Raw genomic sequence first — 13,698 nt, forward strand, 5'->3', positions numbered from 1 at the left:
CCTTATACATGTAATTTTAATACGCTGAAGATGAACAGAAAATACCTGGTTGATACCACAACACACGAATACTTATGCATCGCACTTAAAAAGGGTCAGGATTGGGTACCTAACAATCAGAATGTGCTGCCTGACTTTATGAGCACCCGCACTCCTGTTACAGAGATTGATTCTGTGTTACTTTCAGGAGAATTCAATGACAATGCCTTTTTTGAAAAATGGATACGCAACGGCACTAACGTATTGTTCAAATATTAACAGAAGGTACACTCTATTGCCAAACCTACTATTGCTGTGTACGAACCACAGATTTAGATTCCGGAGGATATTACCTGAATACGCTATGATCCGTTGAAGCAACACAACGGACACAGCTATTAAAACTGCCACCTATACCAGCCACTTTGTCCATTTGATACCATTTTCAGGTGGCTGGTCATCTCCGGTTTTACAGCAATTCTTCATACCCGTTTCAGCTATACCTGCTATACCTGCATTTTATGAGGTATCTGGCTACAAGGTCCCTCGTACCTGACAAAAATATTGATCCAGATAACTCTTGATAACCGGAATATAATTGGCAGAAGCCCGACCATCACTACGGCTACCAATTCCATCATCATGGCCAAGGTTACCTCCTCTAAAAATTGATATAAGATAAAAAGAGAGAGCAGGAAAATAGCCACATTGAAAGCAAAGCTCACATACATGGCGCCATAGTAATAGCCTGGTTCAGGCTCGAAAACCTGACCACAACACGGGCAATTACTGTACATATCTGCGAAATTGGTTGAGTAAAGAGTGCCTTCCGGAAACATGTTCCCTTCACGGCAGCGAGGGCATTTTACTGATGCTACGCTGTATAACAATGAATTTTTGGTGCTCATTTTATGGATGTTTTAAACTACTAAGCAAAAGTAGACTAAGCTCCACGAAATCTGTCGGCACAAAAAAGACTAAATACTGTACTTTTAGGTCTACGTCTGTCTCCCCTAAGGTGGGGCTAAACCTTTATGGCTATGCGTACTTTAGAAACGTAAAATCTCACATGAGGAAAGAACTTTTACCAATCTACCAAATTCAGGATTTCGAAGCCCTTACCCACAAAGACCGGTACTTCTACTTCAGTTCTTTCGCTACCCACTTGAAAGAGCACTTGTTTATTCGTAAGCCCCATAAGCACGACTTCTACATTATCCTGTTGGTAACAGCAGGTACAGGTATACATACAATAGACTTTAGGGAATATGAAGTGAAACCAGGTAGGGTATTCTTAATGAACCCTGGACAGGTGCATAGTTGGGAGCTTTCCAGTGATGCAGATGGCTTTGTTGTGTTCTTTACGAAAGAGTTTTATACCAGAGAATATCCGGATAGGCTGCTCTCTAATTTCCCGTTTTTTAACGCACTGCTCTACACTCCGGTCATAAGCCTCACAGAAACCGATGAGGCTGCTCTAATGCCTGTCCTCCATATGCTGAAGCAGGAGTATGAACAGAAAAGTACTATGAGAGATGTTATGCTCAGCAGGTATCTGGACATACTTTTAATAAAATTAGCGCGAATTTTCATTCCGCATGGAAGTGCAACAGCCACAATCGGAAAAGAGCATACACTTCTTCAAAACCTGGAACGCCTCATTGATTTGCATTATAAGGAACACAAACCAGTAGCCTTTTATGCAGATCGCCTGCATGTGACTTCGAAGCATTTAAACGAGACTTGTAAGAAGTCTCTAGGCAAAACAACCAAAGAGCTTATCCAATACCGGATAATGCTTGAAGCAAAGAGGCTCTTGGTCCATTCTGACCTAACAAGCTCCCAGATAGCGAATGAACTTGGGTACTTTGATAACACTTACTTCTTCCGTGTTTTTAAAAAGCATCTGGGTTACACACCCGAACAATTTAGGGTTGCCAACAGGTAAGGTGTAGTTACTGCAAATTAGCCAACTCCTCGAGTTCCTCCCGCTGCAGTGGTTTATTAATAAAGCCCTGCACACCGTACTCATACATTTTCTCCAGGTCGTTCGGGTGACTGGAAGTTGTTAGCACAATCACAGTTACTTTTTCTTTTATTCTGGCCTCCAGGTAATCAAAATACTCCATGAATTCCAGTCCATCCATGATGGGCATGTTGATGTCAAGCAGAACAATCAGTGGGATGTCGGATTTGCCATCGGGGTTACCTGTGCTGAAACGGTTCTGGATAATTTCATGAGCTTTCTGCCCATTGAGGGCAACTATTATCTCTTCAACAATTCCACTCTTTTTTATGATCAAAGAATTGACATAGTTCGTGGTTTCATCATCATCCACGAGGAGTATGCAGGGAATTTTATTCATGTTAGCTATTAAGTAAGGCTAGTTCTACTGAGCGTATGATCAGGTGCTGTATACCTTGGTACTTGCAGTCAATCAACCGAAATATTGTTTTCCTTGTCTTGCAGTTTCAACCAAGCTGCTATCTCCTGTTTGGTGCTAAAAAAAAGAAACTCCATTTCTGCATGCTTTTTCAGCCACAGGTAACGCCCGATTCTTTCTCCGAAGCTGTTGGGCTTCGCTATATGGATAAAGCTATTCACTCCCAGGCGCCTCATTCTCAGGAGCCATACCTGTGAGAACCAATCAATGGAATCATCCCATACAGAAATGAGAGAACTGCAGTCATTCAATAAGTTTTCAAAAGGGATTTGCTGTATGAGCGACTCAACCCATACTGCTACTGCTTCTATCTGATGTTTTGTGGTATAGCCATACCACTCCATCACAAGAGCACGCTGTGCTGTGTGCAGGGTAACTTTACTGTAAGTCTTCCCAAATTCGTTTACAAAAGTCTTCTCCAGATTTATGGGTAGACCAGTAGGCATTAGATTTAGATTTTCGATAATGTTTTGTTCCTGAAAGCACTAGTTGAAAAGGATTGTAGTATACAGTTTAACAATGAAACAGAGGAAACAGCCCGCAAAAGGATTAACAAGGGGTATTGGTTGCGGGCTTCACTTTCGCGGTAAACAGGCTACCTGTCACTGGCGCTTATAAAGTGGAAAGCTATACTATATACAAAGGTAATCTAACCTATACCCGGATTGTTGAGCTGATCAGCTAAAGACATGTCACGAAAATGGGGATTGCTTTGTCGTATTTATTACGACAAAGCTTAAGAGCCAGCAAAGTGCTTCAAATGCCTAGGAATGGCGCACTAAAGTTATTCTCGGGCAGACTAAGTGAGTTTGTTCTGAATGCAGTAGCGGATAAGGTCTGTATTGGACGAGAACTTCATTTTCTCATTTATCCGGTTTCGGTACGTATTTACCGTACTCAGTGTCAGGCTCAGGTTCTCTGAGATAGATTTCAATGATTCTCCTTCCGCAATCTTGCACATGATTTGAAACTCTCTGTCTGAAAGTGTTTCATGCGATACCATCAGCTTATTGTCGCCTGCCAGCGTATCTGCCAATAGTTCAGCAAGTGAGGCAGTGATGTACTTACCGCCGTTCCATACCTTCTTTATTGCCATGACCAGTTCTTCTGCAGCACTCTCTTTGCACAGGTAACCAGAGGCACCTGCTTTCAGAGATCGCAGGGCATAGGTTTTTTCGGGATACATACTCAGGATGAGCACTGGCAATTGAGGGAACATGCGCTTCAGGTCAAACAATACATCCAAACCGCTTTTCACAGGCATGTTGATGTCGAGCACGACAAAGTTTGCTTCGCTCTTTTTCAGCTTTTTCAATACCTCTGCCCCGTTGGTGGCTTCCGCCACCACTGTGATATCGGGCTCGTTTCTAAGAACTTTTTTGAGTCCTTCCCGAATCAGCACATAATCGTCCGCGATTAATAAATTAATCATCCTATCAGGTAAGTTTAAAAATGAATGGTTTACTGTTCTATTCAGTTAAAAGGCACTTCCAGAATCAAACGTGTTCCATTGTTCTGCTTCGACTCTATTGACAAGCTCGCGCCAATTCTTTCGGCCCTCTCCTGCATCCCCAGAAGTCCGAAAGTTCTCACTTCAGATAGCTTGTCATCTTGCAGCCCTTTGCCATTGTCTTCAATCGTAAAACAGAAGTGGCTGTTTGTCTTCGCTATTTGAATGCTAGCCTTGGAGGCTCCCGAGTGCCGGACAATGTTGGTCATGGATTCCTGCATGATCCGGAACACCTCGATGGACTTCTCTTTTTCCAAGGCAACATAGTCCACATAGGAGAGTACATCCATTTGAATGGAGCTACGCTTCTGAAAATCCTGTGCCTGCGACTCTAGTTCGGATAGCAAGCCAAAGTTATCCAGCACTGCAGGCCGAAGGGTTGCTACAATCTCTCGCACCGATGCAATCGAACTATTGATGGTTTTCATCATTGACTGCAACTCTTCTTGCAGTGACTCCTGTTCCATCTGTCCTTTTGAGAGCGTTTTAAGCAGCAATGTTACATCAATTTTGAGAGCTGTAAAAGCCTGTCCAAGTTCATCGTGCAATTCACGCGCAATATACTTGCGCTCCTCTTCCCGCATTACCTGCAAGTGACGGGTCAGTGCCTGCAGTTGCTCATGCGATTTGGTAAGGGATTCGCTCGTCTTTTTCCGTTCTTTTATATGCTCTTTCAGCAGCTCATTCGTTTTTTGCAAGGCAGCCGTTCGATTCATCACACGATCCTCTAGATCACGGTTATTGTCTTCAAGTTCCGAGTTGGCCAGGTTTAGCTCATGGTTCGTTATGGCTAGTTGTTCCGCCATCGTTTTGGCCATCTGCTCACTTTCTTCCAGTGCTTTGCGGGCATTCACCTGCTCTGTTACGTCCGTTACCAAGGTATAGAAACCATGAACTACTTCTCCCCTCCGATCAGGTATATAGCTCACGTGAATGTGCTTCACAAAGTCTTCCCGGTAGGGCATAGTGGCTTCAAAGTCCAACATTTCACCGGTCAGGGCCCGTTGTATTTTAGATTTGATATTGTGGTAAGCTGGCTCCCCTACTACTTCCCGGACAGTTTTCCCCAGCAGCTCCTGCGAGTCCACCGGAAACCATTTTTCATAGGCCTTATTTGTGAAGCGATACCGCTCTTCCCGGTCCAGGTAACCAATTAGGACCGGAAGCGAATCGGTGATCAGTTTCAGCTGCTGCTCACTTGCCTCCACAGCAATTCTGGACTTCACTTGTTCCGTAACTTCAAGCGCAAATACGACCACACCATCAACCTGTTTCTGATCGTTAAACCGGGCCTGCAGTATAAACCGAAAATACCTGTCTTCGATTACGCCATCCGTAGGCCGCACAAAAGGTATAAGCAGTTCAGACTCCTCGTGGGTGATGCCTTGGTCATACACTTCCCTGAAACTCTTATAGACAGGGTTTTGCTCTATTTCGGGCAGTGCTTCGAGTATAGGTTTCCCGAGGAGCTTGCGCTCCGGGAAGAGCCCTTCGTAAACCGGGTTAACCAAGGTATACACCAGCTCCGGTCCTTCGACAATGCATATGGCTGCAGGCGCCTGCATGAAAAGATCCTCCAGGCGTCTGCTCTGCCTTTCAGCCTCTGCTTCAGCTCGCTGTAGCTCATGTGTTCGTGTCTTCACGCGGCCTTCCAGCTCCCGGTTCAACTCCAGCAGCGATTCAGACTTTTTCTCTAACTCCTGCTTTGTCTGAATAAACTCGGTAACGTCCAACGCAAAGATCAGAATGCCATCTACCTCACCCTGCGTATTGTAAATAGCCTGATAGATAAAACTCCAATAGATATTCTCGACTGGTTGATCTTCATAGCGCGCTACAGGAACCAAGACTTCCTTTCCTTCAAAAGTTACTCCAGTCTGGTAAACATGCTCTATGATGTGCGCTATTGGCTGGTTCTTCAGCTCTGGAAGTGCCTCGAATAGTGGTAGCCCGACCAGTTTGCGCCCCGGAAAAAGCTTTTGGTAACTATCATTTATCTCCTTGTATACAAAATCAGGGCCTTCCAGTATGGCTAAAGCCGCCGGGGCCTGTGCAAACAAACGTTCCAGCCGATTTCGCTGCTGTTCACCGAGCGCCGTAGCACGTTCCTCCCTCTCAAGACTTTCCGCTAACTTACGCTTCGTGATGGCCTGATCTGATACATTGATGGTTTCATGGAGGATGTAAGCAACTTTACCTCGTTCATCTAAAATAGGGATGTTGGTCACGTTCCAGTAACGCTCCAAAAACCGGCCAGGCTCCTGAGGGTCTCCAATGTCATACTGCTGAAAATCCATCTGGTGTAGTCTGCCTGTCGCCAATACCTGTTCCAAAGAAGCTCTCAGGTTCATGGTAGCGGAAGCATGAGGGGAGCCGGGGTTGTCAGGGAAAGCATCGAAAAGATACTTGCCGACAATGTCCTCCCGTTTCAAGAAAATCTCTTTTAAGAGCGCGTCTGTAGCGGCCTCTACGACAAATTGCGGAGAGAGCAGTAAGCTGGAGCCACTCTGGGATTGAAAAATATGGAGAAAGGGTATAGCATGCACACTTGCGCTTTCTCTTGGTGGAGAAAGTACAGCGTCAGACTCCGGGCTTGTGCTGCCAGGCAGATTTTCAAATGGTATATTATTCATAGGTTTTAAGCTTGTACTTTAACTCAGCGCTCGGTTAGGAGAAGTGAGTAAAGCAGTAGGGCATTCATACTAATTGCTAACTAGGTAATGGCTGAAGCTCAGCTGAACTAAAAGGAAATCCGCTAATAAACTCCCTTTGAGAGTGGAGGTTGTTCAGCCCCATGAAGGGGTCGATATGCTGCTGAATGTAGATGGGCAAAGGCTTGATGCATAGATTTTCGCTTAGTAAGTTTTCTAAGGCAGAACCTTAAAAAAACACATAAAAATTTTAAGCACTTCGGCTGGTTTCTAGACTGAAGAAAGTCAGCAGCAAAACCTATCAACAAGTCAGTTTCAGAAAAAGTGCCTTTAAAATATTTAAACCCCCTTTTTGCTATGCGCCAACCGGTGTATGTTATCCATGCATACTAGTTCAAAAATTCATGAACCTATAGCCGAATCTTTAAAAATGAAAACTTCACGAACCCTCTCATAACTACTCATACAGAGCTAGATGACGTATGATGAACAAGAAAATGGAATCACCGAGCACTATATCGCAGAAAGCATCTGCTATACTGGCATGCAGCAAAAAATAAGCGATCAGTATGAAAGAAAATATTTTCAGAAGCGGGACCAAAACACCATCCGTGCTCTGTAGGTGAAGCAGGATCTTACGCCTTGTATTGTCACCTAAAATAGCATCATCCTATGCGACATCTTACCAAATTCGGATCAAGTATTTGTCCTATGGCTAGGCATTGCAGAAGGGAAGAAAAGATAAAAAGAGAGACAGGTATACGCGAATGAATCTCGCTTTACTTGAGTGTGCGCGTACAAGTCATTTGCATGGTCACTCAAATAAATTTTACAGATGATCATCAACGATATTGATCCGTTTTAATTATTCATAAAAACCTCAGCTTTATGTCACTCATCAGTAGAATAGGTGCTTAATGCATTAATAGAAGCAAAAGCTCCGTTGCGTTGGCAGACTTTTTTTGATGACTGGATTTAAAATAATCTCTAATTTCACACTATGATGAAGTAGAGAGGCACTAAAGACGAATACCTATGAACGCTAGCAAGAAATGTCCGAATTGCGGTAAATGGTCCCACTGGAACCAGAATCCCACTGATCGCTGCGAGCATTGTGGCAGCGTGCTGGATCCCGTTGCCGTTGCCCGTCAGCAAGCACGCGAAGAACGCCGCATAGAGGAAGAAGAACGGTTTTCTATCAAATTCATCGAGATCAAACCGGAAGATCCCTGGTACCTGAATTTTATTAAACGGATCGGACTGGGTTTTCAGATCGCCTTTGTATCCATTGTCTCCTTTATCCTATGGCTGATCGCGATGCTGGCCGGATAAACTGGAGCACCCTTAGCCCCTTGTTCCGGGCACTGACAGCTGTATACCTGGGGCATTGGGGTTGGCGCTGGCTGGAGCTGCCCAGGCCCTGGTGGGTGCGGCATTACTTAGATGACTTGCTTTGCATTCCGCTGGTTCTCACAGTCACCCTGTTTTTGCTGCGTTTCTTCTACAAACCTCAGTTGCGCCTCTCCTGGTACCATGTGGCTTTTACGGTAGTTTATTTTTCCCTGGCCTTCGAGGTAATTTTCCCGAAGTTTATGCCGCGCTATACCGGCGACTGGGTTGATGCGGCACTTTATGCGGTGGGTGGCGTGATCTTCCATAAGTTTCTCAACAGGTAAGGCCTATTCAGACCTGCACTGTTTTAACGGCACTCAACTCTCTGGCTCTCAGCTTTTCATATTTCCTGCCAAAATAAACCATGGAGAACGCGGTCAGCAGTATTCCAACCGCGGAAAGGGCCATCACACTGTTCGAGAAGAACGTGACCCAGTTCAACTGTACCTGCAGAATCTCTTTGCTGAACAACACCCCGACACTGCCCACATAGCCAAATGAATCTGCCACATAAATTAAAAAACCTACGTTCCCGGTATACCTGAAGGCGGAGATCAGGCGGTCAAAAAAGACGGCATTGAAAGGAATGTACACCATGTATAAGCCAAGCCCAACCAGCATCATCCACCACACAGGGTCCAGTGACTGCGCGGCGAAAAGCGCTGTGGAAATACCGGCGATTGCAAAGCCCAGCAAGATAAAAACATGCGCCGTTTGCAGGGCCTTGTAGTTGTTTTTGATAAGCACCATACTGCCTATCAGAACAAGGATGATCAGGGTGATGGGCGTCTCTGTTTTCGAGAAGATGGCAGGCTGATCGATATACCCCAGCTCTATCCACATTTCTGCGCCAAAGTTATCGCGTATGTCCCGGAAGATCGTTGCAAAGCAGTAGATGATGACACAAACGACTATACCAGCAAAAAACTCTTTGATAAAGCGTTTCCGGTCTTCTTCCGTCATAGGCGCCCGCTCGGTTCTCAGCTTCACATCCTCTTCGCTGGGCGGCGGAATCTGCTCCATCAGGTATACAAAGAGCAATAGTGGCAGGGCAAAGACCAAACCAGTGCAAAAGGGGACCCAAAACTCAGAAACGCCAAACTGCACCATCAGCCAAGCTCCGACAGACTTGACAAAACCGGAGGCGAAGATGAAGCTCACCGCTAGCGTGGCACCGATAAAGTCGGTACTTCTTCTCCCCTCCACATAAGAGAAAACGACTCCCCAAAGCATGCCGAGTGGAAATCCGTTTATGAACAGAAAAGCAATGTTGTAAGGCGGTGGTACGAGGGCAAAAAACAGCCAGCTCAGCCAGGCTATACCTGTCAGGAGGAGAATCACGGTGCCTCTGCCTGTTCGTTTGAGCTCCGCAATGTACTTAATGCCGTAGAATTTGGCCAGCAGGTAACCCAGCATCTGACTAATAACCAGGATCGTTTTATAGCTATACCCGGCAATCTCTATCCCATCGAAAGTAGCGACTGTAAAAGACTTTCGGAAGCCGAAGATCATGGTATAGGCTAGAAAAACCACCACAGCAGCATACAATCCTACTTTGACCTGACTACTATTTCTCGAAATGATTGCTGCCATTGCCCTTAGACGTTATGTTAGATTTCTACTTTCCTTCCTAGAAATGTAGTCATTCGCGATGAAATTTCCTTCGCAGGCCATATGAATTATGCTATCTTTTTAAAAATTGTCCTGCCACACTATCAGATGCTTAGCTTCAATTCCTAACTTCCTCTATCACTGCCTGAGGGGGTGAACAGCTGTAATTTTGCTAACTTGCAGGCTATAACGCACAGCTTGAATAAGCAACAGATCAATTTGAATAAGCAGATCAGAAATCAGATAAAAGTCCTTGCGCTTTACCAGATCATCGGTGGTATTTTAGGTATAGCCCTCACGGTTTGGGTGATGTTCGGTGGCGAGATGGTGGTAGACCAGATAGCCATGCGCATTGGCCTGTTTGCCAGCGGCCTTTACATCTTCTCAATCCTTTGTGGACGTATGCTGCTCCGCAATCACCGACGCGGCCTGGTGCTCTCTATCGTAAACCAGGTGCTGCAGGTAGTGTACTTTTCCTTTGGCACCTACGCCTTTCAATATGTGGCGGGCCTTCGTATTGGGGTTGGAGTGGATATGGTCGAAGGCTGGATCTTTAAATTCAGGCTGGCCCTCTCCTCTTTCCACTTCAGCATCGGAACCGACCTCGGCCAGAAGTTCATTGGCGTCAACCTTGTCGCCCTGTTCCTAATCTTCTGGCTGGAACGGCTGTTGGAGAAGGTAAATGGAAATTAAACAAGGCCCCTACCCTGTTGACTAAGCCGACACGACTCGCTACCAAGATCCTTTCAAGATGACAATATAGAAGGAAAGCTGACTTCGATAAGCTGTTCCAGGTATAGGTATAGCATCAGGCAAATGCAAAAAGCCCCGACTGTTTAGTCGGGGCTTTCATTTAAACCAGGATCAAAAGGCTTTTGTCCTTTTTCTAAAGTGCTATTGTCAAAAGAATTAAGGATTCTCACCGCCATCATTATCCGGCAGATTACCGCCTTTGGCACGAAGTTCAGCCAGGCCTTTTTTGCCGTAGGCGATTCGGGTGATCACCACGTACAATACCGGCACCACGAAGATCGCCAGGAAAGTAGCGGCCAGCATACCGCCAATTACTACCCAACCAATAGTCTGACGCGACACGGCACCTGCACCGGCGGCGAGCGCCAGCGGCACCACACCCAGGATAAAGGCAAGCGAGGTCATGATGATCGGACGCAGTCGCAATTGCACGGCTTCAATCGTAGCCTCTATCAGGTCCATGCCCCGGTCCACACGTTCCTTGGCAAACTCCACGATTAGGATGGCATTTTTCGCGGCCAAACCAATCAGCGTGATCATACCGATCTGGGCATACACGTTGTTATCCAGCTTAGGCAGTAGGGTGAGCGCCAATATAGCCCCAAACATACCCAACGGAATCGCGAAAAGGATGGAGAACGGCACTGACCAACTTTCATAAAGCGCTGCCAGTAACAGCAGCACCAGCAGGATCGAAAGCGAGAAGATATAGATGGTGCTCGCACCCGCGGCACGTTCTTCACGGCTCAGGCCCGTGAACTCGTATCCATAGCCAGCCGGCAATACTTCTGCAGCTACTTCCTCCAGCGCATCCAGCGCCTGACCACTACTGTAGCCCGGTGCCGCACCGCCGTTGATATCAACAGAACGGAAGAGGTTGTAGTGTGAAATCACCGCAGCGTTTTCTACAACCCGCGAGGTCACCAATGCGCTCAGCGGCACCGACTGCCCTTGTCTGTTCATCACATAGTACTGCTTCAGGCTTTCGATGTCCATACGGTAGGAAGTATCGGCCTGCGCCACTACCCGGAAGTTTCGTCCGTATCGGGTGAAGTCGTTCACATAGCGACTACCCATGTAGGTAGACATGGTCGAGTAAATATCAGCGATGTTCACACCCAGTCGCTTCGCTTTCTCGCGGTCTACGTCTATATGGTAGCCCGGCGTTTTGGCTGTAAAGAAACTGTAGGCCATCCCGATCTCAGGACGTGCATTGGCGGCTGCCAGGAACTGGCCCATCACCTGCTCCAGCTCACGTACATCGCCGGCCGTGCGCTGCTGCAGCACGAAGGTGAAACCGCCTGACTGGCCCAGACCAGGTATAGCCGGAGGAGCTACAAGGCGTACATTGGCTTCTTTTATACCTGCAATCTTCTGCTGCACTTCGGCCATCACCCCGTTCAGGTGCGAGGCCTCATCCTTGCGTTGGTCCCAAGGCTCCAGCTGTACAAAGAAGGTACCGCTGTTCGACTTGAAAGAGAAGTTAATCGCGTTCAGACCAGCAATGGAGGTATAGTTACGGATCGCTTCCACAGAACCCAGCTGGTTGCCAATCTCCTCGAGTATCTCTGAAGTCCGGCTCATCGAAGCACCTTCCGGCAGCTCCACCGACACGAACATACGGCCTTCGTCTTCAGTAGGTATAAAGCCGGTTGGTTTAGTGGCAAACAGTCCGAAAGTGCCCACATAGATACAGATCAGGATGATCAGCACCAGTGGTGTCGCTTTAATACTCTTGCGAACGCCTACCGAATAACGCTCAGTCGTGCGGGCAAACCAGTTGTTAAAGTTGTAAAAGAACTTGTTGATGCCACGTGAGTCCTTGTTCACGTTCATCGGCTTCAGCATCAGGGAGCAAAGTGCCGGCGTGAGGGTAAGGGCCACAAAGGCGGAGATCAACACAGAGATCGCAATCGTGATCGCGAACTGTTGGTACAATTGACCTACGATACCAGGTATAAAGCCCACCGGTATAAACACCGCCGCCAGGATCAGACCGATCGCAATTACTGGTGCCGTGATATCTTTCATGGCTTTGCGGGTCGCTTCTCTGGCTGAGAGCTTCTCGTGGTCAATGTAGTGCTGCACTGCTTCTACTACCACAATGGCGTCATCCACCACAATACCGATCGAGAGTACAAAGCCAAACAACGTGAGTGTATTGATGGTAAAGCCCAGCGGGATGAAGAACACGAAGGTACCGATGATGGACACAGGTATAGCCAGGATCGGCACCAGCGTCGCGCGCCAGCTCTGCAGGAACAGGAACACCACAATGATCACCAGGATCAGGGCTTCTACCAGCGTTTTCACCACCTCATTGATCGACACCTGCACCACTGACACCGTCTCAAACGAGACAACGTAGTCCACGTCAGCCGGGAAAGAAGCCTTGAGTTCATCTAGTGCGGCGTAGATGCCTTCGGCAGTCTCGAGGGCGTTACTGCCCGGTGCCTGGTAGAGGAGCATCATGGTAGACGGATTGCCGTTGACCTTGGACTGGCGGCCATAGTCGAAGCGGCCGAACTCGATGCGGGCCACGTCACGCAGGTATACCACAGACCCGTCTGTCTGGTTGGTGCGCACAATGATGTCACCAAACTCCTCCTGCGTCTGCAGTCGGCCGGTTACCGTGATCGGGTACTGGAATGCCTGTGTGTTGTACTGCGGCGCACCGCCCACTGTACCAGCTGCTACCTGCAGGTTTTGCTCCTGTATGGCCGCCGTGATTTCGTTGGCCCCAATGTTATACTGCGCCAGCTTGTCCGGCTGCAGCCAGAGGCGCATACTGAAATCCTGCCCGATGGAAGTAATATCCCCCACCCCGCTCACACGCATGAGCGCATCCTTAATGTAAATGTTTGTGTAGTTGTCCAGGAACTGGATGTCATGGGTGCGTTTGGGTGAGTAGATACCGATCACCATCATGATACTCGGGTTACGCTTGCGCACCGTTACGCCCAGTCGTCTTACCTCTTCCGGCAGGGTCGGCTGCGCAATGCTGGCCCGGTTCTGCACGTCCAGCGTGGCAATGTCAATGTCGGTACCCACCTCAAAGGTAACCGACATGTTCATCTGGCCGGTACTGGTGTTGGTAGAGGTGATGTAGGCCATACCTGGCGTACCGTTGATCTGCGTCTCCACCGGTGTGGCCACCGACTGCTCTACCGTCAGGGCGTCAGAACCGGTATAGTTAGCCGATACCGATACGGTGGGCGGCGAAATATCAGGGTACTGCGTGACAGGCAAATTCATCATGGCCAGCAATCCCACCAGTACGATCACAATCGAGATCACCATGGCGGTGACGGGCCTTCTTATAAATACTTCTGAAATCATGTTGCTTGTTAATCTTCTG

The 13,698-nt window shown here is 47.4% G+C and carries 12 protein-coding genes; 5 read left to right on the top strand and 7 right to left on the bottom strand.

The annotated features are described in order from the left end of the window. Positions 1 to 30: 30 nt before the first annotated feature. Positions 31 to 258, top strand: coding sequence for a hypothetical protein (locus AC5FX6_RS06300; protein ID WP_493596171.1), 228 nt, complete (start codon positions 31 to 33; stop codon positions 256 to 258). A gap of 227 nt (positions 259 to 485) precedes the next feature. Here AC5FX6_RS06300 and AC5FX6_RS06305 read toward each other — a convergent pair whose 3' ends face one another. Further along, positions 486 to 887, bottom strand: a complete 402-nt coding sequence (locus AC5FX6_RS06305) for a DUF983 domain-containing protein (protein ID WP_493596172.1) — start codon at positions 885 to 887, stop codon at positions 486 to 488. Between the two features lie 161 nt (positions 888 to 1,048). Between AC5FX6_RS06305 and AC5FX6_RS06310 the strand changes: the two genes are divergently transcribed. Then, positions 1,049 to 1,927, top strand: coding sequence for a helix-turn-helix domain-containing protein (locus AC5FX6_RS06310; RefSeq protein WP_493596173.1), 879 nt, complete (start codon positions 1,049 to 1,051; stop codon positions 1,925 to 1,927). A 7-nt stretch (positions 1,928 to 1,934) separates the two neighbouring features. Here the strand turns inward: AC5FX6_RS06310 and AC5FX6_RS06315 are convergent, their stop codons facing one another. From AC5FX6_RS06315 to AC5FX6_RS06330, 4 genes are all read right to left on the bottom strand, one after another. After that, positions 1,935 to 2,345 carry a response regulator gene (locus tag AC5FX6_RS06315; RefSeq protein WP_493596174.1) on the bottom strand — a complete coding sequence of 137 codons (411 nt, stop codon included), beginning with the start codon at positions 2,343 to 2,345 and terminating at the stop codon, positions 1,935 to 1,937. 68 nt (positions 2,346 to 2,413) lie between these two features. After that, positions 2,414 to 2,869, bottom strand: a complete 456-nt coding sequence (locus AC5FX6_RS06320) for a hypothetical protein (RefSeq protein WP_493596175.1) — start codon at positions 2,867 to 2,869, stop codon at positions 2,414 to 2,416. Between the two features lie 353 nt (positions 2,870 to 3,222). Then, on the bottom strand, positions 3,223 to 3,855 hold the full coding sequence (locus AC5FX6_RS06325) for a response regulator (protein WP_493596176.1): 633 nt from the start codon (positions 3,853 to 3,855) through the stop codon (positions 3,223 to 3,225). A gap of 41 nt (positions 3,856 to 3,896) precedes the next feature. Continuing rightward, on the bottom strand, positions 3,897 to 6,566 hold the full coding sequence (locus tag AC5FX6_RS06330) for a PAS domain-containing protein (RefSeq protein WP_493596177.1): 2,670 nt from the start codon (positions 6,564 to 6,566) through the stop codon (positions 3,897 to 3,899). Positions 6,567 to 7,619: 1,053 nt separating this feature from the next. On the opposite strand from AC5FX6_RS06330, the gene AC5FX6_RS06335 reads away from it, so the two are divergent. Next, positions 7,620 to 7,916 (top strand): RNHCP domain-containing protein, encoded by a 297-nt coding sequence (locus AC5FX6_RS06335; RefSeq protein ID WP_493596178.1) that lies wholly within the window; start codon positions 7,620 to 7,622, stop codon positions 7,914 to 7,916. Then, the gene (locus AC5FX6_RS06340) at positions 7,889 to 8,260 is read left to right on the top strand and encodes a hypothetical protein (protein WP_493596179.1); all 372 of its coding nucleotides are present in this window, start codon (positions 7,889 to 7,891) and stop codon (positions 8,258 to 8,260) included. The genes AC5FX6_RS06335 and AC5FX6_RS06340 overlap by 28 nt, the downstream gene beginning before the upstream one ends. Before the next feature lie 7 nt (positions 8,261 to 8,267). Here AC5FX6_RS06340 and AC5FX6_RS06345 read toward each other — a convergent pair whose 3' ends face one another. After that, positions 8,268 to 9,569: a DUF5690 family protein gene (locus AC5FX6_RS06345; RefSeq protein WP_493596180.1), complete on the bottom strand. Its 1,302-nt coding sequence runs from the start codon at positions 9,567 to 9,569 to the stop codon at positions 8,268 to 8,270. Positions 9,570 to 9,785: 216 nt separating this feature from the next. On the opposite strand from AC5FX6_RS06345, the gene AC5FX6_RS06350 reads away from it, so the two are divergent. Further along, positions 9,786 to 10,280 carry a hypothetical protein gene (locus AC5FX6_RS06350; RefSeq protein WP_493596181.1) on the top strand — a complete coding sequence of 165 codons (495 nt, stop codon included), beginning with the start codon at positions 9,786 to 9,788 and terminating at the stop codon, positions 10,278 to 10,280. Between the two features lie 216 nt (positions 10,281 to 10,496). Here the strand turns inward: AC5FX6_RS06350 and AC5FX6_RS06355 are convergent, their stop codons facing one another. Next, entirely contained in the window at positions 10,497 to 13,679 is a 3,183-nt protein-coding gene (locus AC5FX6_RS06355; RefSeq protein ID WP_493596182.1) for an efflux RND transporter permease subunit, read from the bottom strand. Between the last annotated feature and the right edge of the window lie 19 nt (positions 13,680 to 13,698).

The organism is Pontibacter sp. LHS2, assembly GCF_058932845.1.